Source organism: Streptomyces sp. NPDC008079, assembly GCF_042957385.1.
Classification (GTDB): domain Bacteria; phylum Actinomycetota; class Actinomycetes; order Streptomycetales; family Streptomycetaceae; genus Actinacidiphila.
This window is the reverse complement of sequence record NZ_JBIBIC010000005.1, coordinates 314,319-338,729: the sequence shown is the minus strand read 5'-3', so window position 1 is coordinate 338,729 and position 24,411 is coordinate 314,319. Positions and strand designations below refer to the sequence as shown.

The 24,411-nt window shown below is 74.4% G+C and carries 19 protein-coding genes; 8 read left to right on the top strand and 11 right to left on the bottom strand.

The window, feature by feature from the left end; genetic code table 11:
• Positions 1 to 232 precede the first annotated feature (232 nt).
• The 10 genes from ACFZAM_RS14735 to ACFZAM_RS14690 form a co-directional block, all read right to left on the bottom strand.
• Entirely contained in the window at positions 233 to 1,030 is a 798-nt protein-coding gene (locus tag ACFZAM_RS14735) for a 4'-phosphopantetheinyl transferase superfamily protein (protein WP_391046024.1), read from the bottom strand.
• Entirely contained in the window at positions 1,027 to 4,314 is a 3,288-nt protein-coding gene (locus ACFZAM_RS14730) for a S41 family peptidase (RefSeq protein ID WP_391046022.1), read from the bottom strand. Before ACFZAM_RS14730 ends, ACFZAM_RS14735 begins: the two co-directional genes overlap by 4 nt.
• The gene (locus tag ACFZAM_RS14725; protein ID WP_355342394.1) at positions 4,311 to 4,895 is read right to left on the bottom strand and encodes a GNAT family N-acetyltransferase; all 585 of its coding nucleotides are present in this window, start codon (positions 4,893 to 4,895) and stop codon (positions 4,311 to 4,313) included. Before ACFZAM_RS14725 ends, ACFZAM_RS14730 begins: the two co-directional genes overlap by 4 nt.
• Before the next feature lie 3 nt (positions 4,896 to 4,898).
• Positions 4,899 to 5,336, bottom strand: coding sequence for a GNAT family protein (locus ACFZAM_RS14720; RefSeq protein ID WP_355342391.1), 438 nt, complete (start codon positions 5,334 to 5,336; stop codon positions 4,899 to 4,901).
• The gene (locus ACFZAM_RS14715) at positions 5,329 to 5,829 is read right to left on the bottom strand and encodes a hypothetical protein (RefSeq protein WP_355342388.1); all 501 of its coding nucleotides are present in this window, start codon (positions 5,827 to 5,829) and stop codon (positions 5,329 to 5,331) included. The genes ACFZAM_RS14720 and ACFZAM_RS14715 overlap by 8 nt, the downstream gene beginning before the upstream one ends.
• Complete coding sequence (locus ACFZAM_RS14710; protein WP_391046019.1) at positions 5,826 to 6,383, bottom strand: hypothetical protein; 558 nt, start codon at positions 6,381 to 6,383, stop codon at positions 5,826 to 5,828. Before ACFZAM_RS14710 ends, ACFZAM_RS14715 begins: the two co-directional genes overlap by 4 nt.
• The gene (locus ACFZAM_RS14705; protein ID WP_355342382.1) at positions 6,380 to 7,516 is read right to left on the bottom strand and encodes an acyl-CoA dehydrogenase family protein; all 1,137 of its coding nucleotides are present in this window, start codon (positions 7,514 to 7,516) and stop codon (positions 6,380 to 6,382) included. The genes ACFZAM_RS14710 and ACFZAM_RS14705 overlap by 4 nt, the downstream gene beginning before the upstream one ends.
• Positions 7,513 to 8,136 (bottom strand): acyl-CoA dehydrogenase family protein, encoded by a 624-nt coding sequence (locus ACFZAM_RS14700; protein WP_355342379.1) that lies wholly within the window; start codon positions 8,134 to 8,136, stop codon positions 7,513 to 7,515. Before ACFZAM_RS14700 ends, ACFZAM_RS14705 begins: the two co-directional genes overlap by 4 nt.
• Positions 8,137 to 8,167: 31 nt before the next feature.
• Positions 8,168 to 8,434 (bottom strand): phosphopantetheine-binding protein, encoded by a 267-nt coding sequence (locus ACFZAM_RS14695; RefSeq protein ID WP_188284224.1) that lies wholly within the window; start codon positions 8,432 to 8,434, stop codon positions 8,168 to 8,170.
• Positions 8,435 to 8,599: 165 nt separating this feature from the next.
• The gene (locus ACFZAM_RS14690; protein ID WP_355342376.1) at positions 8,600 to 8,785 is read right to left on the bottom strand and encodes a hypothetical protein; all 186 of its coding nucleotides are present in this window, start codon (positions 8,783 to 8,785) and stop codon (positions 8,600 to 8,602) included.
• 280 nt (positions 8,786 to 9,065) lie between these two features.
• Here ACFZAM_RS14690 and ACFZAM_RS14685 point away from each other — a divergent pair, with 280 nt between their 5' ends.
• A complete protein-coding gene (locus ACFZAM_RS14685; RefSeq protein WP_391046014.1) occupies positions 9,066 to 10,934 on the top strand; it encodes a condensation domain-containing protein in 1,869 nt (622 codons plus the stop codon).
• 280 nt (positions 10,935 to 11,214) lie between these two features.
• Here ACFZAM_RS14685 and ACFZAM_RS14680 read toward each other — a convergent pair whose 3' ends face one another.
• Positions 11,215 to 12,294: a hypothetical protein gene (locus tag ACFZAM_RS14680; protein WP_355341381.1), complete on the bottom strand. Its 1,080-nt coding sequence runs from the start codon at positions 12,292 to 12,294 to the stop codon at positions 11,215 to 11,217.
• Positions 12,295 to 12,644: 350 nt separating this feature from the next.
• Here ACFZAM_RS14680 and ACFZAM_RS14675 point away from each other — a divergent pair, with 350 nt between their 5' ends.
• The 7 genes from ACFZAM_RS14675 (at position 12,645) to ACFZAM_RS14645 (ending at position 24,336) form a co-directional block, all read left to right on the top strand.
• Positions 12,645 to 12,923, top strand: a complete 279-nt coding sequence (locus ACFZAM_RS14675; protein ID WP_355341384.1) for a phosphopantetheine-binding protein — start codon at positions 12,645 to 12,647, stop codon at positions 12,921 to 12,923.
• Complete coding sequence (locus ACFZAM_RS14670; protein ID WP_391046011.1) at positions 12,916 to 14,661, top strand: acyl-CoA ligase (AMP-forming), exosortase A system-associated; 1,746 nt, start codon at positions 12,916 to 12,918, stop codon at positions 14,659 to 14,661. Before ACFZAM_RS14675 ends, ACFZAM_RS14670 begins: the two co-directional genes overlap by 8 nt.
• Positions 14,658 to 15,929, top strand: a complete 1,272-nt coding sequence (locus ACFZAM_RS14665; RefSeq protein WP_391046009.1) for a pyridoxal-dependent decarboxylase, exosortase A system-associated — start codon at positions 14,658 to 14,660, stop codon at positions 15,927 to 15,929. The genes ACFZAM_RS14670 and ACFZAM_RS14665 overlap by 4 nt, the downstream gene beginning before the upstream one ends.
• A gap of 62 nt (positions 15,930 to 15,991) precedes the next feature.
• Positions 15,992 to 18,712: a BTAD domain-containing putative transcriptional regulator gene (locus ACFZAM_RS14660; RefSeq protein ID WP_391046007.1), complete on the top strand. Its 2,721-nt coding sequence runs from the start codon at positions 15,992 to 15,994 to the stop codon at positions 18,710 to 18,712.
• 103 nt (positions 18,713 to 18,815) lie between these two features.
• Complete coding sequence (locus ACFZAM_RS14655; RefSeq protein ID WP_355341396.1) at positions 18,816 to 19,754, top strand: ABC transporter ATP-binding protein; 939 nt, start codon at positions 18,816 to 18,818, stop codon at positions 19,752 to 19,754.
• Positions 19,744 to 20,499, top strand: coding sequence for an ABC transporter permease (locus ACFZAM_RS14650; RefSeq protein WP_355341399.1), 756 nt, complete (start codon positions 19,744 to 19,746; stop codon positions 20,497 to 20,499). The genes ACFZAM_RS14655 and ACFZAM_RS14650 overlap by 11 nt, the downstream gene beginning before the upstream one ends.
• Positions 20,500 to 20,508: 9 nt before the next feature.
• Positions 20,509 to 24,336, top strand: a complete 3,828-nt coding sequence (locus ACFZAM_RS14645; RefSeq protein WP_391046004.1) for an SDR family NAD(P)-dependent oxidoreductase — start codon at positions 20,509 to 20,511, stop codon at positions 24,334 to 24,336.
• The last annotated feature ends 75 nt before the right edge of the window (positions 24,337 to 24,411 follow it).

Sequence of the window (24,411 nt, the reverse complement as noted above, 5' to 3'; positions counted from 1 at the left end):
CCCGGTGGTCACGCCTTCGGTGACGGGACGTCACGCCCCGAACGGGGCGCCCGCTTGAGGTCGGCGCGACGGCCCCGACCGGCGACGCCGCGCCGTGCCGTCGCGCACCCGCGCGCGTCGCGCCGACCGCCGCCCGGCGCCGTCCGAAACGCATCGGTACGCGGTCGGGTGCGGCCGTTCGGCGTGGCTGCCGTCCGTGGCTGCCGTGCGTAGGCGCCGTGCGTGGCCGCCGTCACTCCGGGAGCGTGCGCCGCCGGACGTGGGTCACCGGAACCGTCGTGGCCAGGGCCGCGCGATGGGCGGGCGGGGCCGCGAGGGGGGTGAGGTGGAGCGGGGCGCGGGGCCAGTCCCGCACGGTCGGCGCCGTGGCCAGCGCAGTGCTGACGTCGATCGCCGCGGGAGGAGCCGACAGGCCGTGGCCGGTCAGCTTCATCGCCGCCTCCTTGCGCACCCAGGCGTCGAGGAACGCCTCCGGGCGCGCGCTGGGCGGGAGTTGGTCGTACGCGGCGCGCTCGGCGGGGGTCAGGGTGAGCACCGCGAGGCCGTCCGCGTCACGGTCGGCGTCGAGTTGGTCGAGATCCGCGCCGATCAGGCCGCTGCCGACGACCGCGATCAGCAGCCACTCGCGGGTGTGCGAGACGGAGAAGTCGAAGGCGGCGTCCGCCACTCGGGGGCGGCCGTGCCGGGGCGCGCCGCACAGCCCGCAACCCCGCTCGACGGCCACCTCGGCCGGTGGCACGCCCAAGTAGCGCCCTACGACGAGCCGTTGGGCCGCCCGCGAGGTCAGCAGCGTATCGGCCGCCGCGCCCTCACCGAGCACCTGCCACCGCTCCCGCTCCTCGGCGCCGAGCAGACCGGCCCACGCCGCGCGCCGCCGCACCGGCACCAGCCACACCTCGCAGGTCCCGGTGACGGGCGCAGCGAGGGCCCTTCCGGCCGCGACCGGCCCGGCCGCAAAGGGGCTCGTCGCCAGAGGCGTGGGGACGAGCGGTCCGGCCGCGGCCCGCCCCGCCGCCCCCGGCCCGCTCATCCGCCGCTCCGTCCCGTCGCGGCGCCGACGGCCCCGGCGTCGACCGCCCCGGCGTCGACCGCCCCGGCGTCGGCCGGTGCGATGTCCATGCCGGACCCGTCCGTCGACGCCGGTGCCGGCAGCACCGTCAGCAGATGCGTCACCGCCGTCGCCAACTGCGCGTCCAGGCCGGGCTGCGGCCCCGCCGGGACCACGGCGACCGTGATGTCCGGCTCGACCCCGCGGTTCTCCAGCCCCGCCCCGACCCCGCGGAAGTAGTAGCAGAATTCGGGCTGGGTGGTCACCGTGCCGTCGACCAGCCCGTGCCGCGGCCAGGTGGCGATCGTGCCGCCCCACGTCCGCGTGCCCACCAGCGTGCCCAGGCCGCGCTCGCGGAACATATGGCCGAAGATCTCGCCGTCGGAGCCGGTCTGTTCGTTGATCAGCGCCGCCATCGGACCGCGCGGCGACTCCAGCGGATACGGCACCGCGCCGCTCCACCGGCCGTGCTCGGTACCCGTGCGGCTGCGCGCGAGCCGGTCGAGGAGCAGCGGAGAGACATGGCCGCCGCCGTTGAACCGCACGTCGACCACCAGCCCCTCCCGGTCCAGACCGCCGAGGAACTGCCGTACGAAGTCCGCGTATCCGGTCCTGAACATGTCCGGCACGTGCAGATACGCGAGCCTGCCGTCGGAGACGGTGTCCACGTACGCGCTGTTGCGGGCCACCCAGTCCAGGTAGCGGGCGCGCGCCTCGCTGCGGGCCGCGCGGACCACCACCCGGCGCGGGACGGCGCCGCCGCGCAGCACGGTCAGTTCGACCTCGCGGCCCGCGAGACCGGTGAGCAGTTCCGCCGGGCCTCCCGGCCCCACGAGGTGCCCGTCGACCGCGGCGATCTCGTCGCCCGGCCGGATGTCGACGCCCGGCCGGTCGCAGGGCGAGGTGGCGTCGGGGTTCCACGGGTCGCCGCGCAGCACGTGCGCGATCCGCCACCGGCCCTCGGCCTGCGGCGCGGGCTCCCAGTCCACACCGAGGAAACCCTGCGCCTCACCGCTCGGCGCGCCGTAGTCGCCGCCGCGCTCGTACGCGTGCGAGGTCGCCAGCTCGCCGTGCAACTCCCAGACCAGGTCCGAGAGTTCGGCGCGGGTCGCGACCCGGTCGAGCAGCGGCAGATAGCACCGGTGCACCGCGTCCCAGTCGATCCCCGACATGTCGGCGTTCCAGAAGCTCTCGCGCTGGAGCCGCCACGCCTCCCGGAACATCTGCCGCCACTCCGCGGCAGGGACGAACGGGATCTTGACCCGGTCCAGGTCGACCCAGCCGGTGGGCCGCCCCGGCGGGGCGATGGGCGAGTCGAAGTCCTCCACGGCCTCCTTGGGCGCGCCCGCGGGCACCACGCGCAGCCGGTGGTTGTGCCGGTAGAGCAGCGCCGTGCCGGTGCGGTCGGTGCTGATCTCGTCGACCGGCCCGAGATAGTCCTCGGTCACGTCGCCGGTCGCCAGGTCCACCAGGGTGACGCTGCCCTCCTGTTGCTGCTGCGGGTCGTCCGGCTCGGGCGCGCTGAGCGGTACCGACAGCAGCAGCACGCAGTCGGGCAGACCCAGCACCGCCGCGTACCGGCCTTCGGGGACCGGCAGCGGGACCAGGCGCCGTTCGATACCGGTGAAGTCGATGGCGACCGGCCCTTCCGGATCGCCCTCGTCGTACCCGTCGGGGGAGTACGCGCCGCCCGCCGACTGCTGCGGCGGAGCGAACGGCGGCTGCCGGTCGGCGGTCAGCGGCACCGCGTACGGCCGGGCGCCGAAGGGGAAGCCGATCTCGAACTGGACCTGGTCGTGCTCGGGCGTCAGGTCGCGCTGTCCGACGAAGTACAGATAGCGGCCCGCCGGGTCGAAGGACGGCAGCGCGTCCCGCAGCACCGGTCGGGTGATCCGCGAGGTGCGTCCGGTGTCCACCTCGGCGACCTTGATGGCCGTGCTCCTGGGCGTGTCCGGATAGGTGTAGGCGAGCCAGCGGCCGTCGGGCGACCAGGCCAGATCCTCGATCCGCTCATGGGCACTGGTGTCGAGCAGCCGCGGCTCCAGCTTCGGCCGGTCGGTGTCGACGCTCCACAGCTCCTGCCGGTTGGTGGCGAAGGCGACCTGCCCGGTGGCGGGCGAGGCGGCCAGCGCGGTGACATAGCCCAGGTCGGCCAGCGGCACGCCGAGCAACTCCGCGCCGCCCTCCGCGGGCAGCAGCACCAGCCGCTCACCGGGCCCCGAGTCGCCCGCGACCGCGACCAGCCGCTCGCCGTCGGCGAGCCAGTTCAGCAGCCGGTAGCGGACACCGTCCGGGCGCCCGTGCCGCCGTACCGGACCCGACCAGGGCGCGAGCGTGAACGCCTTGCCGCGGGCGGTGACCGCGAGGGTCTGCCCGTCGGGGCCGATCCGCGCGCCGTCCAGGAAACCGGTGGCCGACACGATACGGCGCTGGTGCTGGACGCCCGAGGGGCCCAGCTCCACCCGCAGCCGCCGGGTGCCGCCGCGCGCCGGGTCCAGCACGTGCAGGACCGCGCCGCTGTGGTAGACCAGCCGGCGGCCGTCGCTGGACAGACCGCGCGCGTAGTACTCGTCGTGGTCGGTGTGCCGGGTCAGACCCGTGCCGTCGGAGTGGCAGGAGTAGACGTTGCCGGTGCCCTCGTGGTCGCTGATGAAGTAGATCCGGTTGCCGACCCAGCACGGGTCCGCCGGATTGCCCGCGGGCAGCGCGAGCCGCCGGTACGCGCCGGATCCGTCGTCGTCCACCCAGAGTTCACCGGCCGCGCCGCCGCGGTAGCGCTTGCGGCGCGCCGGGTCGGCGATGCTCCGGCCGATCACCGAACCGCCGCCGGGCCCGTACGACACGGACGCGGCGGGGCCCGCCTCGACCAGCCGCGGCGGGCCGCCGTCGGGGTGCACGGCGAACAGCCGGAAGCCGAAGCCCTCGGGCTGGCCCGCGGTGCTCGCGTACAGGATCTCGCCGGTCAGCGGGTGCCAGCCGGTGACCGTGCACCGGCCCGCCTGGTGGGTCAGCCGGCGGACGGGACCGCCGGAGACCGAGGTCAGGCAGACCTCGGTGAGGCCGTCGGGGGAGCCGGTGAAGGCGACCTGGCGGCCGTCGGGCGAGAGCCGGGGGCCCGCGCACGCGGTCGTGCCCGCGGTGAGCCGCCGCGCGGTGCCGCCGTCGGCGGACACCGTCCACAGGTCGTCCTCGCACACGAAGACCACGGTGTCGCCCACGATCGTCGCGTGGTGCAGATAGCCGCCTTCCGCGGCGCGGGCGCTCATGACGGCTGGGACGACGTGGAGCGGATACGGGCGGCGATCGCACGGCGCCGGTCGGCGACCTGCTCGCGCCGGCGGTGCACGTCCTGCTCGCTCTCGGTCCAGTAGCAGGCGGTGCGCCACTCGCCGACGGTGTAGGAGTCGTACGCGCAGCGCACCCGCCGCTGCTCGGTGAGTTCACCGGACGACACCAGCATCGTGTTGTGCTCCAGGACCTGGTTGACGACCACCCGCATGTTCAACTCCGCGCGGATGTACGCGTGCGCGGCGGTCACGGCGGTCGCGCCGTACGGGCCCCGGCACTCCGGCAGCACGCCGAAGGACAGCTCACAGGTCTGGCCGGGCCAGTCGATCGAGGTGATCCAGGCGAAGCCGACGGTCGCGCCGCGGGAGTCGCACATGGTGAACATCCGCTTGACGTCGTGCTCACGCGTGAGGGTGCGGCGCTGGTTGGCGGTGAGCGCGTCGTCGTCGCTGACGACCGCGAAGTCGGTGAGATTCGCCTGGAAGCGCGACTCGCGCAACAGGGCGGTACGCGTGGGGATGTCGTCCTCGGTGAAATGCCGGACGGTCACGAACGGCATGGGTCAGCCCTCCTCGGTGGCGCAGTAGACCAGCACGTCGTGGTAGCCGCCGGTGTGGAAGACATGGCCGGGCAGCCGGCCGGCGCCGGTGAAGCCGCAGGCTTCGAGCGCGGGCACGGCCGGTGAGCCGTCGGGGACCTCGGCGACATACGACGTGCACCGGCGGTAGGTGCGCAGGAAGGCGAGCAGGGCGGCCAGCGGCTCCGGGTCGGCGGACGTGGTGGCGACCCAACCCTGGCGCGGCTGCGCGGGGTTGGGCACGTATCCCAGCAGCACGTCCCCGGCCTGGAGCACCTGCGCTCCGGTACGGGCCAGCTCGCGGGCGAGCAGCGGGCCGTTCTGGGTGACCGGGTCGAGGCCGAGGAAGCCGCGGGCGGCCTGCGGCGCGGCGCTCAGCCGCGCGGCGGCCTCGGCGGTGCCGAGCAGGGTCAGGTCAGCCATGGCGGGTCGCTCCCCAGATCTGTCGGGCCACCGGGCGGCCGTCCAGCCACAGCGCCCGCGGGATGTCGGCCTCCGGGCTCAGCCCCGCGTCACGCAGCAGGGCGTCGCGCGGGAGGCCGTCGGGCAGCGGCACGGCCGGGGTGACCCAGCCGAAGACCCGGCTCAGGCCGAGCACCCGGAAAGCGTGGTCGAGGGCGGCCTTCAGCAGCGGCTCCGCGCTGGTCTCCGCGCCGGAGCGCAGACCGATCTCCAGCCGCGCCCTGCGGTGCACCCAGTCCAGGGCGGCGAGCCGGACGAAGCCGGTGCCGGGCACGACGCACAACTCGTCGTCCTGGCCCGGCGCTCCGTCCTCGCCGGGACCTTCCGGCGCCGGCACCCGGGCCGGTTCCGCCAGGACGGGCCTGCCGGGCACGGACAGGCCGAGCAGCTCGCCCGGCAGCCAGTGGCCGGTGAGCAGGGGCAGGTCGGCGCCCCGGTATCCGCGCAGCATCATGACGTGGGCTCCCAGATCCGGGAGAGGAAGACGGAACCGCGGCGGTGTCCGTCGTGGACGACGTGTCCGGTCAGGACGCCTTCCTCGGTGAAGCCCGCCAGGCGGGCGGCGGTCAGGCCCCGGTCGTCGAACTCGTGGACGACGACGGCCAGTCGGACCACCTCGCGCTGCCAGCGCAGCGCCCGGACCAGCTCGCGGTACGCCGACGCCCAGGCGTCCGTGCGCAGCCGGGAGGTCAGCCGCAGGTGCAGCACGTAGTGGCAGGCGTGCTCGGCGCCCATCGCCTCCAGGGCGTACAGGCCCACGGGCCGTCCGTCGGCGCTCAGCAGCCGGGTGTCCTCGTCCAGCAGGGCGAGGATCTCCCACTGCGGGCGGGTGGCGGGGCGGGCGGTGCGGAAGTAGAAGTCGGACTCGGTGAAGAGGTCGAGTACGGCGTCGTGGTCGGCCTCCGTGACCGGCCGGGCGGACCACGCGAAGGACGTGGGCGCGGGAGCTGTCGCGGGAGCGGGGACGGACGCCGTGGCCGGGCGCGCCGTCAGGTCCGTGGCGGTCATGTCCGTCCCTTCCGCGCAGCCAGGTCGTGGGTGATGTGCAGCCGCTGGATGTTGCTGGTGCCCTCCATGAACTCGAAGGCGAGCACGTCCCGGCTCCACTTCTCCAGCAGCGGGTGCTCGATCAGCGCGCCGGGGCCGAGCGCCCGGGCCGCCCAGTGCGTGGTGCGCACCGCCAGATCGGTGGTGTGCAGCTTCGCCATGGACGGCGGCCGTACGACGTCGGGCTGGAGGTCGACGGCCGCCGCGGACTCGTACAGCAGCGCCGTGGCCGCGTCGAGCCGGGCGGAGACCACCTCGTGCCCCGACCAGCCGGGACGCTGCTCGGTCACGTAGTCGCGGGTGCCGAGAGCGGTGCCCAGGGCCAGCGCGGCGATCTGGAGCCGCATCGCGTTGAAGGTCCTGCTGATCCCCCACAGACCGCGCCGGGAGGCGGGCAGGTGGGCGCCGAGCAGCATCTCGCGCGGCACGGGCACCTCGTCGAGGTCCAGCCGGCAGATCCGCGCGCCGCGCAGACCGATCATGTCCAGCGGCTCGCCGTGGAAGCCGGGCGCGGGCTGCCGGATCAGCGCGCCGCGGATGGAGAGCGGGCTGCGGCCGGTCCTGGCGAAGACCACGCCGATCGCGCCCCGGGAGGCGTTGCCGACGTAGCGCTTGGAGCCGGAGAGCAGGTAACCGTCGGCGGGGTCGCCCGCCGCGTCGAACCTGCTCTCCATCGCCGTGGCGTCGGTGCCGTGCTCCGGTTCCGTCATGCCGAAGAAGGTCCAGGCGCGACCGTCGGCGATGGTGTCGTAGAACAGTTCGCGCTGTGCCTCGTTGCCCAGGGTGTCGACAGCGACGCCGGCCAGGGAGGGACCGGTGTTGGCGCTGAGCACGCCCGCGTCGCCGCGCGCCAGTTCGACGCTGGCGACCACGCGGGACAGGCAGGTGTCGGAGTAGCCGCCGTCGTCCACGGCGGAGCCGGTGCGGTAGTCCTTGGGGGTGGAGGCGGACCTGACCAGCGCCATGACGGGCAGGTCGAGGTGGGCCGTGCCGGCCGGGTCGGCGTCGACGGCCAGGGCGTGGGCGCGCAGTTCCCGGCCCGCTTCCCGGCACTGTTCGCGCAGCTCCCGCAGCGGGGTGTCGAGGGGGATCATGGCTGTACGTCCTCCCGGTCGGTCCAGCAGTCCGCCGCGAGCCGGCCGACGTACGCGGCGCGCACCGGTCCGTCGGCGAGGTAACCGGAGGCCCCGAAGAGCTTGGCGGTGTCCCAGTCGAGCGCGGTGATCCGGTCGTGCGCGTCGGCCACGGCCGCGGGGACGCGGTGGGCGACGAGCAGGAGTTGGCGTACGGCGTCGAGTGCGGTCATGACGTCGGCGACGGTGCCGAGCACGAGTTGTTTGCGGATCAGGGGCTCGCCGCCGCCCACCCGTCCGGACAGGTGGGCGACCGCGTCGTCGAGGAGCCTGCGGGACACGCCCACCCGTACCGCGCCGAGCAGCGCGGCGAATACGGTGCGGCGGTCGTCGGGCCCGTCGTACGAGGCCGGTGCGGCGGATTCTGCGGGCCGGTGGGGCCACGCCACGAAGGCGACGCCCTCCATTTCCGCGAGGCGGTGCGGCACGACCTCGGCGCCCGTGGGCACCCGGCCCGCCGGGAAAGCGGCGACGCGTCCCGCGGGAGCGCCGACCTCCACCGTGCGCAGCGCCAGCTCCAGGCCGGGCGTGAACCCGCCGTCATGGGCCGCCGCTTCACACGCCACGAGCGTGTCCCTCATCGAATCCTCCGTTGGGCCGTGCCGTGTTCGGCTAACCGGCGACCCGCGTGAGGTCCAGCCGGATTTTGATGTAGTCGGCAAAGGAGCCTGCGGACTGGAATACCTCGGGTTCGAGAGTGTCGGGGTCGACTTCGAGGCCGATGGTGTCCTCAAGGCTCATGAGGAGTTCGACAAAACGCATGGAGTCGATCTCCAGGTCTTCGAGAATCCTGGTATCCGCGCTGAATTCGGGGAGCGGCCGGTCCAGGATCACGGAGAGGGAATGCTGAAGGTGCTCGATAATCTCGGCGTGTTCCACCGGACTTTCCCCTTCCCTGGGAGAAGTGGGCCCGAGCGGTCGGCCGTCCGGCCCTGGGGGAGGGCTGCCCGCCGGCAGGGCGCCGGCCGCCTGATGGCGGACGCGGCGCCTTGCCGGCGACGGACGTCACACGGCCGTGAGCTCAGACATGTTGCAGGTCCGAGATCAGGCGGCCTTGGACGCGGCCTTCACCGCGGCCTTGACGGCCGCCTTCGACGCGGCCTTGCTCGCAGCCTTGCTGGCCGCCTTGGACGCGGCCTTGGTCGCCGACTTGTCAGCGGCCTTGACGGCAGCCTTGCTGGCGGCCTTGGACGCGGCCTTGACGGCGGCCTTCACGGCGGTCTTGGACAAAGGAACCACACCTTCCATGTAAGGAAATTCGGGACCCGAGTGGGCCCCGGATGCCGGATCTGGTTTCTCCGACACCATGAGATTCCCGGACGGCGCAACTCCCGTCAACCCTTGCCGGGTTGCACCTGGTCGAATCCCGATGGCAGCTTTTTGCCGTCAACAAGCGGCCACCGTGAAACGCTGCCGTTATTCCCGTTCGGGCCTGATGCTGGGAGGTGATTCACGGGCCCGCGCGAATGCGGCCGGGCCGGTCCCACTCACGGTTTGGAAGGAGGGCGGGATGCCCGAGGTGAGAAGCGCGGACCTCTGCTGGGGGCAGCGGTACCACTGGCTGAGGTACCAGCAGGTGCCCGCGGGCGCTCGTCACGACGCGCACATCGTCACCAACTACCCGCTGCCGCAGGGACTCTCCCTGACGGGCCTGCGGTCCGCGCTGGCCTATCTGGTGCGCAGGCACGAGGGGCTGCGCACGGTCTTCGACGCACACGCCAGGCCGGGCCCGAGACAGCGGGTCGAGCCGCCGGGGCCGATGCCGCTGCTGGTGGCCGCCACCGAGCAGGACGGTACGCCGGGACCCGCGGCGGTCATCGCCGAGATGTCCACCACCGAGTTCGACCCGGAACGCGAGTGGCCGATCAGGGCCTGCGCGGTCACCACGGGCGGCGTGCCGCGCACGCTGGCGCTCGTCCTCAACCACACGGCCTTCGACGACTGGAGCATGCAGCTCTTCCAGCGCGACTTCGAGGCACTGCTCGGCACGCTCGCCACCGGCCGCCGGGCGCAGTTGGGGCCGGTCGCGTACCAGCCCGCCGACCTCGCCGCCATCGAGGCGCGGCCGTCGCCGGAGCGGGCGCAGATGCTGCGCTATTGGCAGCGGGCGGTGCCCGAGCTGCCCGCCGACATGTTCGTACGGCGCCGTGAGCCGGCCGCGCCCGACGGTGTCGCCGCCTTCGGGGCGACGCTCACCTCGCCCGCGCTGCTCCCCGCCGTCCGCGAGATCGCCGCCCGGCTGCGGGTGTGGCCCTCCGCGGTGCACCTGGCGGCGTACGCGGTGGCCATGGCCACGTACACCGGGGAGCGGACGGTCACCCACCGCTGGCTGACCAGCCACCGCCAGGACGGACCCCGGATGTCCGTGCTGACGTGCATGTTCTCGCCGGCGCTCGTCTCGGTCGACCTCGGCGGCGACCCCGGATTCGCCGAGGTGGTCGCGCGGGTCGCCGCCGCGCTGGAGACGGCGCAGGAGCACGCGTACGCGCCGTACGACGAGATCGTGGAGCTGGTCGCCCAGGACGCCTTCCGGCGCGGCGCGCCGATCAGGACCTCCTCCGAGGTCAACTTCCTCAACCACGGGACCAAGAGCTGCGGCACCCGCAAGGAGCGCCTCCTGCGGACACCGGAGCCGACCGCGTGGGCGCTGTCCGAGACCGACACCTATCTGCGGGTCGGGGAGTGGGACGACGGGGTCACCGTCGGCCTCAACGCGCGGGCCGACGTGATGGACGCGGCGGCCGTCGAGCACTTCCTGCGCGGGTACGGGCGGCTGCTGGAGGCGCACCGCGACGCGGCCGTCGACCTGCGGCTCGACGAGGCCGCCGCGCTCTTCGACTTCACCGCCCCCGCCCCGCGCCGCCTGGCCCGGCTCGGACCCGACGCGGTGGACCTGGACGCGACCGAGCGCGTGCTGCTGGCGCATCCGGCGGTACGGTCCGCGCGGGTGTCCGTGGAAGACGGCCGGCTGCTCGCCGAGGTCACCACGGAACGGCCCCTGGACGAGCGGGAGTTGCGGCTGCACTGCCTGGACACCGGCTCCGCGCTGCCCGGTGCGCGCCGCCCCGACCTCTTCCGGGTGACGGCCGGGGAGGGCGCCCGCGCGGCGCGTACGGAAGCGGTGGCCGCGGACGCCCTGGCCGCCGTCGTCGCCGAGGTCAACGGGCTGGCCGCCGTGGACCTCGACGCCTCCTACACGGTGGCGGGCGGCCGGATGCTGCGCGCGCCGCGGGTCCTGACCGAGCTGCGCGCCCGCGGCTGGGAGGGCGCCGATCTGAACCAGCTCGGCGGCACCCGGCCGCTGTCGGGCCTGGCCCACGGACTGACCCCGGTCCAGGAGCTGACCCCGGAGTTGACCCCGGAGTTGGCCCCGGCCTGACACCCTTCCGCCCGGCCGCTGTCGACCGCGCCGCCCTCGCTACGGACCACCCGCGGCGAGGGCGGCGCGGCCATGCCGGGACCGTACCGCCGTACCGCTCGCGGCCATGTCGGGACCGCTCCGCCGCTCCGCCGTTCCGCGTACCGCGTACCGCCGTACCGCGCCCGTCACATCCGGGACCGGCCCGCGCACGCCGCCCCCGCAACCCACGGCGGCGGCCGACCCGGGTGGGGGTCGGCCGCCGCCGTGCGGGTCGGGGACGGGTGTGCGGGGGGCGGGTTCAGGCGGCCTCCTCCAGGGACAGGCGCTGGGCGATCTGGACGCCGGCCTGGAAGCGGCTGACCGAGCCCAGGCTGCGCAGCAGGGCCGCGATGTGGCGGCGGCAGGTGCGGACCGACATGTCCAGGCGGCGGGCCACGACCTCGTCGGTGAGGCCCTGGGCCATCAGCCGGGCGATGGAGCGCTGGAGGTCGTCGTTGATGTCCTCCGCGTAGCCCGCCTCCTCCATCGCGAAGGGCGCGGCGCCGTCCCACAGCAGGTCGAACATGTCGACCATGCACCGGATCATCGTCTCGTCGCGGACCTGCCGCGCGGTGGGCGGTCCGCCCGCCTCGCCCGCGGTGACCACCACGGCCAGCGCGCGGTCGAAGACCACCGCCGTCTGCGGCACGGAGCGGATGGTGCGGATCGACGCGCCGCGTTCCGTCAGCTTCTTGGCGCGGGCGCGGGAGGCGAAGTCGGCGCGGTCGCGGTGCGGCGAGAGCACCCGTACGTCGATCTCCGTGCCGAGCGTGTCGTAGCAGGCGTCGAAGAGGTCGTCGGGCGCGATCCGCGCGTCGTGACCGGGGCGCAGGACGATCGCCTCCGTGGCGCAGTCACCGGCCGCCAGCCGCAGCAGACCGCGGATCTCGGCCTCGCCCTCGACGGTGTCGATGACGCCGAGCGGCCCTTCCGCGCCGCCCGGACCGCCCGCGATGGAGTCGATCCTGGCGCGCAACCGGTCGGCCAGCTCGCGCTGTTGGAGGATGGCCCGCTCGATCGGCGAGGTGAGCTGGGTCGCCGCGGAGTGCGGGTCCACCGGTACGAGACCGGTGCCGGTCGTCTCGTCGGTGCGCAGCAGCCGCAGTTCCACCAGCCGTGCGGCGGCGGCGAACACCTCCCCCGCGGACAGGCCGAGTTCGAGCGCGACCAGGTCGATCGAGCCGGGGGTGACGGCGCCGCTGCGGGTCGCGTACTGGTAGACCGCGACGAGATCGCCGCTGTCGTGGCCGCCGGCCGGGTGCCGGTCGTATCCCGCGGGACGCGGGTGTTCCGGCGGGCGGTCCGGTGTCGGCGCGAGGTCGGATATCCCCGTGAGCATGGAGGGTGCCTCCCCTTCGTGGATCAATGCGGTGCCGCGGCGGGTCAGGTTCCGTTCGTGCTCCGCCCATGGTGCGTCGGGCCGCCATCACGCCGCCCTCGTTCCGCTCACCGCCCCCTGATACCGGCTCCCGGCGCGCTATCGATCCGCTATCGGCCCACTGTCCGGGGACCGCCGCCGGGGGCCGCGCCATCGCCCCGGGAACCCGCGTCACCTCGTCCGAGGGGCCGGGCGAGAGCGCTGCGATGGCGGTTCGAGAGCGGCCGGCGGTCAAGTGACATCTGTGCGCGGGTGGGTCCCGCGCCCCGGACGAAGACGAAGACCGGACGAAGACAAGGGGACCGATCACCATGGCCGAGACGACGCGGGAGATACCGCGCACCTTTCAGGACGTCCTGCTGCCCCGCCTGCCGTACGCGGAGGGCGACGAGCTGACGGCGGACGCCGATCTGGCCGCGCTGGGGCTGGACTCGATGGGCGTCGTGCAGCTTCTCGCGGACCTGGAGGACCACTTCGGGGTGGAGCTGGACGACGAGCTGCTGACCGAGGAGACCTTCGCCACGGTCGGCTCGCTGTGGGCGACCGTCGCCGACTTCGTCACGCCGGAACTCGCGGCCGGCCATGAGTGAGCCGACGGTGAGCGCGTCGGCGGTGAGCGAACCGACGACGGGCCGGACGACAGCACACGGCACGGCGACGAACGGCACGGCGACGAACGGCACGGCGAACGGCACGGCGACAAGTGCGCCGTCCACGAACGGCACGGCGCCCCACGGGGCGGCGGTGGCCGCCCGCCGGGTCGCCGCGCCGCTGACCCGCCTGGACCGGCTGATCGCGCGCGGCGCGACCCACCGCCCGGCGCTGACCTTCAAGGACCGCACCGTCAGCTACGGCGAACTCGCCGAGCAGGTCGCCGAAGTCGCCTACGGCCTGCACCGGTTGGGCGTGCGGCGCGGCGACCGCGTCGCCGTCTACGCGGAAAAGCGCGTCGAGACCGTCGTGTCGATGCTCGCGGTCTCCGCGGCCGGGGCCGTCTTCGTCCCGGTCAACCCGCTCTTCAAGGGCCGCCACCTGGCCGGTATCACCACCGACTGCGCGGTCACCGCGCTGGTCACCACCGCCGAGCGGCTGGAGACCGTACGCGCGGCGCTGCCGCCGGACACCACCGTCCGCCACCTGGTGCTGATCGGCGACACCGGCACCGTGCTCCCGGCCGACGACCGCTGGACCGCGGTGCCGTGGGAGCGGCTGCGCGAGCACGGGCCGCTGCCGGTGCCCGGCGCCGACGCCGTCGTGGACGGCGACGTCGCGGCCGTCTTCTACACCTCGGGCAGCACCGGCGGCCCCAAGGGCGTGGTGCTCTCGCACCGCAATCTGCTCGCCGGAGCCGAGAGCGTCGCCTCCTACCTCGGGCACACCGAGGACGACGTGGTGCTGGCCGCGCTGCCGTTCAGCTTCGACGCCGGTTTCAGCCAGCTCACCACCACCCTGATCGCCGGGGCCCACCTGGTGCTCACCAACTACCTGCTGCCGCGCGAGGTGGTACGGCTCTGCGCCCGCCACGGCGTCACCGCGCTCACCTGCGTACCGCCGCTGTGGCTGCAACTGGCCGCCCAGCAGTGGCCGCGGGAGGCGACCGCGCGGCTGCGGTACTTCGCCAACACCGGCGGCCGGATGCCCCGCGCCACCCTGGGCCGGCTCCGCGAGATCTTCCCGCAGGCCCGGCCGTATCTGATGTACGGGCTCACGGAGGCGTTCCGCTCCACCTACCTCGACCCGGACGAGACCGACCGCCGTCCCGACTCGATCGGCAAGGCCATCCCCAACGCCGAGATCCTGGTGCTCCGCCCCGACGGCACCCCGTGCGTGCCCGGCGAGCACGGCGAACTGGTGCACCGCGGCGCGCTGGTGGCCCTCGGCTACTGGAACGACCCCGAGCGCACCGCCGAGCGCTTCCGCCCGGTGCCGGGCGCCGTCCCGTACGGCGGCACCGAGTTGGCGGTCTGGTCGGGGGACACCGTCTACAGCGACGAGGCCGGTTTCCTGTACTTCGTCGGCCGCACCGACGACATGATCAAGTCGTCGGGCTACCGGATCAGCCCCACCGAGATCGAGGAGGCCGTGTACGCCAGCGGCCTGGTCACCGAGGCGGTCGCGCTCGGCGTCGGCGACGAACGGCTCGGCCAGCACGTGGTCCTGGTCGTCGCGGGGGCCTGCGACACCGCCCGGCTGCACCAGGCGCTCGCCCGCGAGCTGCCGCCGTACATGCTGCCGCGCCGCACGGTCGTCCTGGACGAACTGCCGCGTTCGGTGAACGGGAAATTCGACCGGGTCGAGCTGCGCAGGACCGTGGAGGGCAACCGATGAGCGGCGCGGCACCGGGTCAGGGCGCGGAGGGCGCCGACGCTTTCGGCGGCTTCGGCCGGCACGGCCGGTTCACCGTCGTGGACGGCGAGTTGGCCGTCGGCGGGGTGCCCGCGGGGCGGCTGGCCGAACGCGTCGGCTCCACCCCCTTCTTCGCCTACGACCGTTCCCTGCTCAGCCGCCGCGTCGCGGAACTGCGGGCGGCGCTGCCCGACGGCGTGGAGCTGAACTACGCCGTCAAGGCCAATCCGATGCCCGCGCTGCTGCACCACATGAGCACGCTGGTCGACGGCCTCGACGTGGCGTCGGCCGGTGAGATGCTCACCGCGCTCGACACCACCGTCCCGGCCGAGCGGATCGGCTTCGCCGGACCCGGCAAGACCTCGATCGAGATCCGGCAGGCCGTCGCCGCGGGCGTCATCGTGGAACTGGAGTCGGCCACGGAACTGGCCCGGGTCCGGCTCGCGGGCGAACAGCTCGGCATCACCGCCCGCGTCGCCCTGCGCGTCAACCCGCCCTTCGCGGTGCGCGGTTCGGGCATGCGGCTGGGCGGCGGACCGCAGCAGTTCGGGGTGGACGCCGAACAGGCGCCGGAACTGCTCGCCGGGATCGGCGCGGCCGGGCTGGACTTCCAGGGCTTCCACGTCTTCGCCGGATCGCAGAACCTCGACGCCGAGAGCATCTGCGCCGCCCAGCGCGGCACCGTGGAACTGGTCACGGAACTGGCCGAGCACGCGCCGGGACCGGTGCGCTACCTCAACCTCGGCGGCGGCTTCGGCATCCCCTACGCCGCCCGCGACCGCGCCCTGGACCTGGGGCCGATCGCCGAGAACCTCGCCAAGCTCCTCGACACCGTCATCCGCCCCGCGCTCCCGCAGGCGCGCACCGTCATCGAACTCGGCCGCTATCTGGTCGGCGAGGCCGGTGTCTATCTGACCAGGGTCGTGGACCGCAAGATCTCCCGCGGCACCACCTTCCTCGTGGTGGACGGCGGTCTGCACCACCAGCTCGCGGCCACCGGCAACCTGGGCCGCGCGATCCGGCGCAACTACCCCATCGCGGTGGTGGGTTCCGCCGTCGCCCCGGCCACCGAGACGGTCGACGTGGTCGGCTGCCTCTGCACCCCGCTCGACCTGCTCGGCAAGGACGTGTCACTGCCCCACGCGGAGATCGGCGACCTCATCGCGGTGTTCCAGGCGGGCGCCTACGGCCTGACGGCCAGTCCGGTCGGCTTCCTCGGCCATCCGGCACCGCACGAAGTCCTGATCTGAACCCACCCGCCGCGGCGGCACCGGGCCCCGCGAGCCTCACGTTGCAAGGAAGGCTGACGGACATGGCGATCGCATCACCCCTCCCCGCCAGAGCCACGGCGGACCCCACGCCGGACCCGGCTGCGAACCCGCCCGCGGACTCGACATCGGACTCGACAACGGACCTGACGGGTGAGCCCACCGTGGACGGGCAGGCGCCCGCCGCCCCGGTGGGCACCGCGGTCCGGTTCCGGGTACTCGGCTCCCTCGAGGTGCGCGGCTCGCAGCAGGTGGCGGTCACGGCGCGGCGGCAGCAGATCGTGCTGGCGCTGCTGCTGCTGGAGACCGGCCGCGGTGTGGGACTCGAAACGATGGTGAACGCGGTCTGGGGCGGCGCCCCGCCCGCGACCGCCCGCTCCCAGGTGCAGACCGCCGTGTCGGCGCTGCGCCAGCGGATGGAGCGCGCCGGGCTCGGCAAGCGCATCCGCATGCACGGCCTCGGCTACACCCTCGACCTCGCCCCCGGCGAGCTGGACCTGCACGTCTTCGACGAGCTGGCGGCCCGCGGCCGGGCCGCCGCGGCCGACGGGCGGCCCGCAGCCGCCCGCGCCGCCTTCCGCGAGGCGCTCGACCTGTGGAACGGCGACCCGCTGCCCGAGGTCGACAGCCCCGTGGTGCAGACGAAGCTGGTACGGATCTCCGAGCGCCGCTTCGAGGTGCTGGAGGAGTGCCTGGACGCCGAGCTGCGTCTGGGCCTGCACCACGAGGTGCTGGGCGAGATCAGCGCGCTGGCCGCCGAATTCCCGCTGCGCGAGCGCCCCGCCGTGCAGCTCATGACCGCGCTGTACCGCTGCGGGCGGCAGGCCGAGGCGCTGGCCGCGTACCACCAGGTGCGGCGCACCTTCATCGAGGAGCTGGGCATCGAGCCGGGGCCGGTGCTGCTCAAGCTGGAGCTGGCCATCCTCAACGGCTCCGGCGACCTGGACCTCCCGCAGACCGCCGCCCCCGCCACCGTCAACGCGACCGCGCCGCTGCCGCTGCCGCGGATGCTCCCGGCCCGGATCACCGACTTCACCGGCCACGCCGACGTCCTGGCGGAACTGACCGACCGGCTGTCCGCGCCCTCGGCGCCGATGGCCGTGATCACCGGCTGCGCGGGCGTCGGCAAGTCCGCGCTCGCCGTCGAGGCCGCGCACGCCCTCGCCCCGGCCTTCGCCGACGGCCAGTTGTACGCGAGGCTGCCGGTCGGCGCAGGTCCCCGCGAGGTCTCCGACGTCCTGGAACGCTTCCTGCGGGCGCTCGGCTTCACCGCCGCCGCCGTACCGGAGTCCCTGGACGGCCGCTCCGCGCTCTACCGCAGCGCGCTGGCCGAGCGCCGGATGCTGGTGGTCGTCGAGGACGCCGCCGACGTCACGCTGCTGCGCCCCCTGGTGCCCGGCACCCCCACCTGCGGTCTGCTCGTCACCAGCCGGGCCCGGCTGTCCGCGCCCGCCGACACGTACACCGTCGAGCTGGAAGTGCCGCAGATCCCCGAGGCCGTGGAACTGCTCGCGGCGATGACCGGCCGCGAGCGGGTCGCGGCCGAGCCCAGCGAGGCGATCGAACTGGCCGAGCTGTGCGACGGGCTGCCGCTGGCGCTGCGCGCCGCCGCCGCCCGGCTGTCCGCCCGCCCGCACTGGAGCCTGGCCCAGCTCACCGCGCGGCTGCGCGACGAACGCCGCCGGCTGGACGAGCTGTTCCACCAGGGCCTGGACGTCCGGGCCGCGCTGCGCGGCACCTACGAGCAACTGGCCGCGCCCGCACGGCAGCTCTTCGCCCGGCTCGGCGGACTGCCCACGGCGGAGTTCCCCGCGTGGGCCGCGGCCCCGCTGCTCGACGTGGCGACCGCGTCGGCCGTGGACGTGCTGGAGACGCTGGTCGACGCCCGGCTGGTCGACCCGGTCGGCGGCAGCGGCGTCACCGCCCGCTACCGGCTGCGCGGCCTGACCCGGCTGCACGCCGCCGAGTGCCTGGCGGAACTGGCCGAGGACCAGGACGAGTCGGCCCCGCGGCGGCGGCTGCTCGGCGCGTGGCTGACGCTGGCCGACGAGGCGCTGCTGCGCCAGGGCGGCACCCCGGCCGCCGAACTCCACCACCCCACCCGCTGGCCGATGGAACTGCCCATGCTGCGGGCCGTGTTGAGCGACCCCGGCGAGTGGTACGGCACCGAGCGCGAGTCGCTGCTGGCCGCCGTACGGCAGGCGGCCGACATCCACGAGACCGAGGCGTGCTGGCACCTGGCGGTCGCGGTCGGTGCGTTGGCCGCGGTCCAGCGGGCGCACGACGACTGGCGGGCCGCGGGCACCGACGCGCTGCGCGCCACGCAGCGCGCCGGGGACTCCCTCGGCGAGGCCGCCATCTTGTTCTCGCTCGGCACGCTCGACCTGCGCGAGCGCCGGTACGAGCAGGCCACCGCCCGGCTGCGGGGCGCGCTCGGCGCCTTCGACCGGCTCGGCGCCGACTCCTGGCGCGAGGCGGCGGGCAAGGCGCTGGAGCGGCTGGCCCGCGAGACCGGGGCAGCGGCCGACGGCAGGACCCCGCGTCCCGGCCGCGGCGGCGCGGGCTCGGCGCCCGCGACGCCGGTCGAGACCTCCGCCTGGGGCGTCCCGGCCACCCAGCGCCGCTACGGCCTGGCCGCCAGCACCGGCGGCTCCGGCACCCCCGCGGCCCGTACCACCCCGGCCCCCCGCTCCACGGCCCCCCGCCACCGCCCGGCGGCCTCCTTCCCCACCCGCCGGCGTACCGAATCGGTGGAGGAGCAGTGACGCGGGCGCCCCACCCCGTGCGGTACGGGTGCCCCGCCCCGGCGCCCACCGGTCCTGACCACCGCGTTCTGCACTGGCAGCACACCGATTCCCAGGAGGAGCAATGAGCTTGAGGACCCCCTCGCCGCCGGCGGGAGTGCGGGACGAACCGTCGCGGAAGCCGGACCGGCAGGCCGCCAGGAGCGGTGAGGACAGCGACCGGGCCATGCTCGAAGTGACCGGACTCAGCAAGCGCTACGGCGAGGTCCAGGCGCTCGACGGCTTCGAACTGACCGCGCACCGCGGCGAGATCGTCGGACTGGTCGGCCACAACGGCGCGGGCAAGTCGACCTTCGTCGAGATCGTCTCCGGGCTCATCAGGGCCGACTCCGGCGGCGTCCGCATCGGCGGCGAGGAGCCCACCAAGGCGCGCGGGCGGATCGGGGTCTCCCCGCAGAACATCGCCCTCTACCCGCCGCTGTCCGTCCGCGAGCACATGAAGTTCTTCGGCGGCCTGTCCGGGCTGCGCCGCCGCGCCCTCACGTCCGCCATCGACGAACTGTCCGCCGCGCTGCGGCTGACCGAATTCCTCGACCGCCCGGCCGGTGTACTCTCCGGCGGCCAGCAGCGCCGTACGCAGGCGGCCGTCGCCATGATCCACCGCCCCGACCTGCTGCTGCTCGACGAGCCCACCGCGGGCGCCGACCCGGAGACCCGCCAGGCGCTGCTCGACACCGTCAAGCTCCGCGCCGCCGACGGCGCCGCCGTCGTCTACACCACCCACTACCTGACCGAACTCACCGAACTGGCCGCGACCATCGCCGTCGCCAAGCGCGGCCGGGTGGTCGCCCGCGGCACCAGCGCGCAGCTCCTTGAGGGCCTGCCCGGCGAGGTCCGCGTGGTCCTGGCCGACGGCAGCGAACTCCACGAGTCCACCACCGACCCGACCGCCGCCCTGGTGCGGCTGCTCCACGAGGCGCGGCAGCCGGTCACCTCCGTCGACGTCCGCAAGCCCGACCTCGACGACCTCTACCGATCCCTGGCGGTGCTCGATGTCGACTGAATCCCTCTACCGGTCCGGCCTGATGGCCAAGTACAACGCCCTGCTGCGGCTGCGCGACCCCGGACAGCTCATCAGCTACATCGCGATGCCGATGCTGCTGATGCTGGTCTTCAAACCGCTGTACGTGACCGCGCTCAAGACCGGCACGCTCCAGGCGGTCACCGGGCCGCTGGTGATGTTCTCGGTCTTCGCGCTCTCCATCGTGGGCAACTCGATCATGGTCGAGCGCGAGTGGCGCACCTGGGACCGGCTGCGCGTCACCCGCGCCTCACGGGCCCAGCTCCTGCTGGGCAAGGCCGTACCGGCCTTCGTGATCCTGCTGCTCCAGCAGAGCGTGCTGCTGATCTTCGGCTGCCTGGTGATCGGGCTGCCGGTCCCGCCGACCCTGGGCTGGATCATGCTGGCCGTCGCGGTGTGGGGCTTCACCCTGCTCGCCCTCGGCACGGCGCTCGCCACGGTCGTCCGCAGCCGCGGCGACCTCGGCATGGTCTCCGACCTGGGCGCGATGCTGGTCAGCGCGCTCGGCGGCGCCCTGGTGCCGGTCAGCCTGATGCCCGCCTGGGCCCAGCACATCGCCCCGGCCTCGCCCGGCTACTGGGCGATGTCCCTGCTGCACGCCGCCATCGACGGCGACGCCTCGCGGATGCTGCGCCCGGCGCTGGTCTGCCTGGCGATCGGCGTGGCCTGCGGCGCCTTCGCCACCTACCGGCTCTCTCGCGGCTGGGGCCGCAGCCACCTGCTGTGAGGAGACATCGTGTCTGACATACCCGACGAGACGGACGAGACCGACGAGGCGTACGACGCCTACGATTCCGCGGTGGCCCTGGTCGGCATGGCCGGCCGCTTCCCCGGCGCCCCGGACGTGGCCACGCTGTGGCGCAACGCGCTGGCCGGTGTCAGCGGCCTGCGCGAGATCACCGACGAGGAACTGGCCGCGGCGGGCGTCTCCGCGCGGACCGCCGCCAACCCCCACTACGTACGGGTGGGCGGGCCGGTCGACGGCATCGCCGACTTCGACGCCGCCGCGTTCGGCTTCTCGCCGCGCGAGGCGGAGACGATGGGCCCGCAGCACCGGCTCTTCCTGGAGTGCTCCTGGGAAGCGCTGGAGAACGCCGGTTACCCGCCGGTGGCCCCGCCGGGACAGGTCGGCGTCTTCGGCGGTTCCGCCTTCCCCGACTACCTGCTCGACAACGTCGCGCACGTCATGGACGAACCCGGCGGCGGCCAGTTGGTCGCGGTCGGCAACGAACGGGACTCGCTCACCAGCCTGGTGGCGTACAAGCTCGGCCTGCGCGGTCCGAGCCTGAGCGTGCAGACCTTCTGCTCGACGTCGCTGGTCGCGGTGCACCTGGCCTGCCAGAGCCTGCTGACCTTCGAGAGCGATCTGGCCCTGGCCGGCGGCGCCTTCCTGCCGCTGCCGCAGCCGACCGGGTACATGTACCACCCGGGCGGCATCACCTCGCCGCAGGGCACGGTCCGCAGCTTCGACGCGGCGGCCGACGGAACGGTGATGGGCGCGGCCGTCGGCGTGGTCGCGCTGCGCAGGATGACCGACGCGCTCGCCGACGGCGACGTGATCCACGCGGTCATCCTGGGCTCCGCGGTCAACAACGACGGTCAGGAGCGCGTCGGTTACTCCGCACCGGGCGTCGAGGGACAGGCCGCGGTGATCCGTACCGCGCTGAACGTCGCCGACGTCAAGCCCGAGTCCGTCGGCTACGTGGAGTGCCACGCCACCGGCACCGCGCTCGGCGACGGCATCGAACTGACCGCGCTGTCACGGGTGTTCCAGACGACACCGCAGACACCGATCGTGCTGGGCTCGGCCAAACCGGCCGTCGGCCACCTGGACCGGGCCTCCGGCGTCACCGGCCTGATCCGGGCCGCGCTCGGCGTCCGCGACGGCGTACGGCTGGCCATCCCCGGCTTCGAGAAGCCCAACCCCGCGCTGGCCGCCGCCTCCGACCGCTTCACCGTACTGCCGCACAATCAGCCGTGGCCGGCCGGACCCGAGCCGCGCCGGGCCGGAGTCAGCTCCTTCGGCATGGGCGGCACCAACGCGCACGTCGTCATCGAGCAGGCCCCGCCGCGTACCGCCCGCGCCGCCGTCCCCGGACCGCACCTGCTGGCCTTCTCCGCGGGCGACCAGGACGCGCTCGACGAGGTCACCGAGCGGCTGCGCGGCCACCTGGCCGCGCACCCCGAACTGGACCCGGCCGACGTCGCCTACACCCTCCAGGTCTCGCGCGGGCACTTCGCACTGCGCCGTTTCGTGGTCTGCGACGACCTCCAGGACGCGGTCGCCGCGCTCGGCGACCCCGGCCGCTGGGTGGACGGCGAGACCACCCGGCACGACCCGGCCGTGGTGCTGGCCGAGGAGGAGCGGGCACCGGCCGACTGGCGGTCCCAACTGGCCGCCGCGGCGGCCTCGTTGCTGCCGGGAACCCCCGAGGGCGGCGCTTCCCCCGCCGTCTCCGCCGTCCTGGAACAGGGGCTGCGGGCGATCGGCGTGCGGATCAGGGCCGCCGGTGACACCGGGACCGGGCACGCCGAGACCGTCACCGTCGCCCCCGAGGCCGACGCTCCCTCCGGGTCGGCGGCGCGCTGGCTCGTGACCACCATCGGCCGACTGTGGCTGGCGGGCGCCGCGATCGACTGGGCCGCACTGCACAAGGGCGAGGGACGGCGGGCCGAACTGCCCACCTACCCCTTCCGCCGCACCCGCCACTGGGTGGAGGCGCGGCCGGGAGCCCGCGGTGAGAAGCCGCCGGCCGAGGGCCGTGTCGACGACCTCGCGCAGTGGTCGTATCTGCCCGCGTGGCGGCAACGCCCGCTGCCCACCCGCGATCTGGACGAGCGGCTGCGCGCGGCCGGGCCGTGGCTGGTGCTGTCCGCCGAGGAGCGCGCCGAGGCGCTGGTACGCCGACTGGCGGTGGCCGGCGCCGAGGTCGTCACGGCAAGGCCCGGCGGGGAGTTCGGGCAGGACGCGGCGGGGGACTTCACCGTACGCGTCGAACACCCGGAGGATCTGGGAGAGTTGCTGGCCCTGCAATTCGTCGCGCCCCGCACGCTCGTGCACGGCTTCTCGCTCGCCTCACCCGAGGGCGACGGCGCCGGGCACTTCACCGCGGAGCAGGAGCGGGGAACGCACTCCGCGCTCGGCCTGGTCGGCGTGCTGGCCGCCGAATCCGAGCCCGCGCAGGCCGAGTTGACCCTGCTGACCGCCGGGGCCGTCTCCGTGACCGGCACCGATCTGCGGCATCCGGAGCACGCTGCGCTCGCCGCGCTGGCCCCCACCATCGGCCAGGAGAACGCGCATCTGTCGTGCCGTCACCTCGACCTGGACCCGGCGGAGGGCGCCGGCACACCGTCGGCGGTCGACCAGACGCTGGCCGCGATCGTCCACCCGCACCAAGGGCCTTCGGCCGTCCGGGCCGGCGACCTGTGGGCGCGGACCTATCAGCCGCACCCGCTGGAGGAGACCGACCCCGCTCGTCCGGTGTTCGGCGACGGCGAGACGGTGCTGATCACCGGCGGTCTCGGCGACGTCGGCCTGGCCCTGGCCCGGCACCTGGCGGAGAGCCACGGCTGCCGTCTGGTGCTGACCTCGCGCGGCGGACTCCCGCCGCGTGAGCGCTGGCCGGAGCTGTCGGCCGGTGACGACCGGGTCGCCCGGCACATCAGGAACGTGCTGGATCTGGAAGCGCGCGGCGCCGAGGTGATCGCCATGGGCGCGGACGTCGGCGACCAGGAGGCAATGCGGGCCGTCGTCCGGGCGGCCGACGAGCGGTTCGGCGGCATCGACGCGGTGGTGCACGCGGCCGGTACGCGGGACCCGAGCCGGTTCGAGATCGCCCACCTGTCCGACCGGGAGAACCGCGCCGCGCACCTGCACCCCAAGGTGGCCGGCTTCCACACCCTCCAGGCGGTCCTCGGGGACCGCGCCAAGGACCGCAGGATCACCGTGTCCTCGCTGTCCGCGGTGCTCGGCGGCGTCACGTTCGGTCCGCACGCCGCGGCCAACGCGGCACTGGACGCGTACGCCCGCAGGGCCCGGCTGCGCGGCGAGGGCCGCTGGATCACCGTCGACTGGGACACCTGGGCGACCGACGCGGCGCGCCGTGAGGCGCACGGCGATCCGGCCGCCGGGGCCTACGAGATGGCGGTGCCGGAGGGCCTGACCCTGCTGGAGCGCGCGCTGGCGGCGGCCGACCGGCTCGCCCATGTGGTGATCTCCTCCGGGCCGCTCGCCCCGCGGCTCGCCCAGTGGGTCACCGGCGACGGCACGTCGGCGGAACAGCGGGCCGCCGACGACGGGCAGCGCCACGCGCGGCCGAAGCTGCGCACCCCGTACGCCGAGCCCGCCGAGGGCACGGAGGCGGCGCTGGCGGAGATCTGGGGCCAGGTCCTGGCGGTGGAGGGAATCGGCGCGGATGACGGCTTCTTCGAACTGGGCGGTCACTCGCTCGTCGCCGTCGAGCTCTCGGCGCGCATCCGCGCGGCCCTCTCGTGCGACCTCGCCCCGACCGACCTGCTGGAGCACTTCACCGTCCGCCGTCTGGCGTCCTTCGTGGAGGGCTGACACCGGCACGTACCGGCACCCGTACCGCCAGGGGCGGCCGTCGCGGACCTTCCGCGTCGGCCGCCCCGCGCGTGC

Coding starts and splice junctions, on each gene's coding strand:
- ACFZAM_RS14735 (WP_391046024.1), bottom strand. CDS start 1,030: ATGAGCGGGCCGGGGGCGGCGGGGCGGGCCGCGGCCGGACCGCTCGTC.
- ACFZAM_RS14730 (WP_391046022.1), bottom strand. CDS start 4,314: ATGAGCGCCCGCGCCGCGGAAGGCGGCTATCTGCACCACGCGACGATC.
- ACFZAM_RS14725 (WP_355342394.1), bottom strand. CDS start 4,895: ATGCCGTTCGTGACCGTCCGGCATTTCACCGAGGACGACATCCCCACG.
- ACFZAM_RS14720 (WP_355342391.1), bottom strand. CDS start 5,336: ATGGCTGACCTGACCCTGCTCGGCACCGCCGAGGCCGCCGCGCGGCTG.
- ACFZAM_RS14715 (WP_355342388.1), bottom strand. CDS start 5,829: ATGATGCTGCGCGGATACCGGGGCGCCGACCTGCCCCTGCTCACCGGC.
- ACFZAM_RS14710 (WP_391046019.1), bottom strand. CDS start 6,383: ATGACCGCCACGGACCTGACGGCGCGCCCGGCCACGGCGTCCGTCCCC.
- ACFZAM_RS14705 (WP_355342382.1), bottom strand. CDS start 7,516: ATGATCCCCCTCGACACCCCGCTGCGGGAGCTGCGCGAACAGTGCCGG.
- ACFZAM_RS14700 (WP_355342379.1), bottom strand. CDS start 8,136: ATGAGGGACACGCTCGTGGCGTGTGAAGCGGCGGCCCATGACGGCGGG.
- ACFZAM_RS14685 (WP_391046014.1), top strand. CDS start 9,066: ATGCCCGAGGTGAGAAGCGCGGACCTCTGCTGGGGGCAGCGGTACCAC.
- ACFZAM_RS14680 (WP_355341381.1), bottom strand. CDS start 12,294: ATGCTCACGGGGATATCCGACCTCGCGCCGACACCGGACCGCCCGCCG.
- ACFZAM_RS14675 (WP_355341384.1), top strand. CDS start 12,645: ATGGCCGAGACGACGCGGGAGATACCGCGCACCTTTCAGGACGTCCTG.
- ACFZAM_RS14670 (WP_391046011.1), top strand. CDS start 12,916: ATGAGTGAGCCGACGGTGAGCGCGTCGGCGGTGAGCGAACCGACGACG.
- ACFZAM_RS14665 (WP_391046009.1), top strand. CDS start 14,658: ATGAGCGGCGCGGCACCGGGTCAGGGCGCGGAGGGCGCCGACGCTTTC.
- ACFZAM_RS14660 (WP_391046007.1), top strand. CDS start 15,992: ATGGCGATCGCATCACCCCTCCCCGCCAGAGCCACGGCGGACCCCACG.
- ACFZAM_RS14655 (WP_355341396.1), top strand. CDS start 18,816: ATGAGCTTGAGGACCCCCTCGCCGCCGGCGGGAGTGCGGGACGAACCG.
- ACFZAM_RS14650 (WP_355341399.1), top strand. CDS start 19,744: ATGTCGACTGAATCCCTCTACCGGTCCGGCCTGATGGCCAAGTACAAC.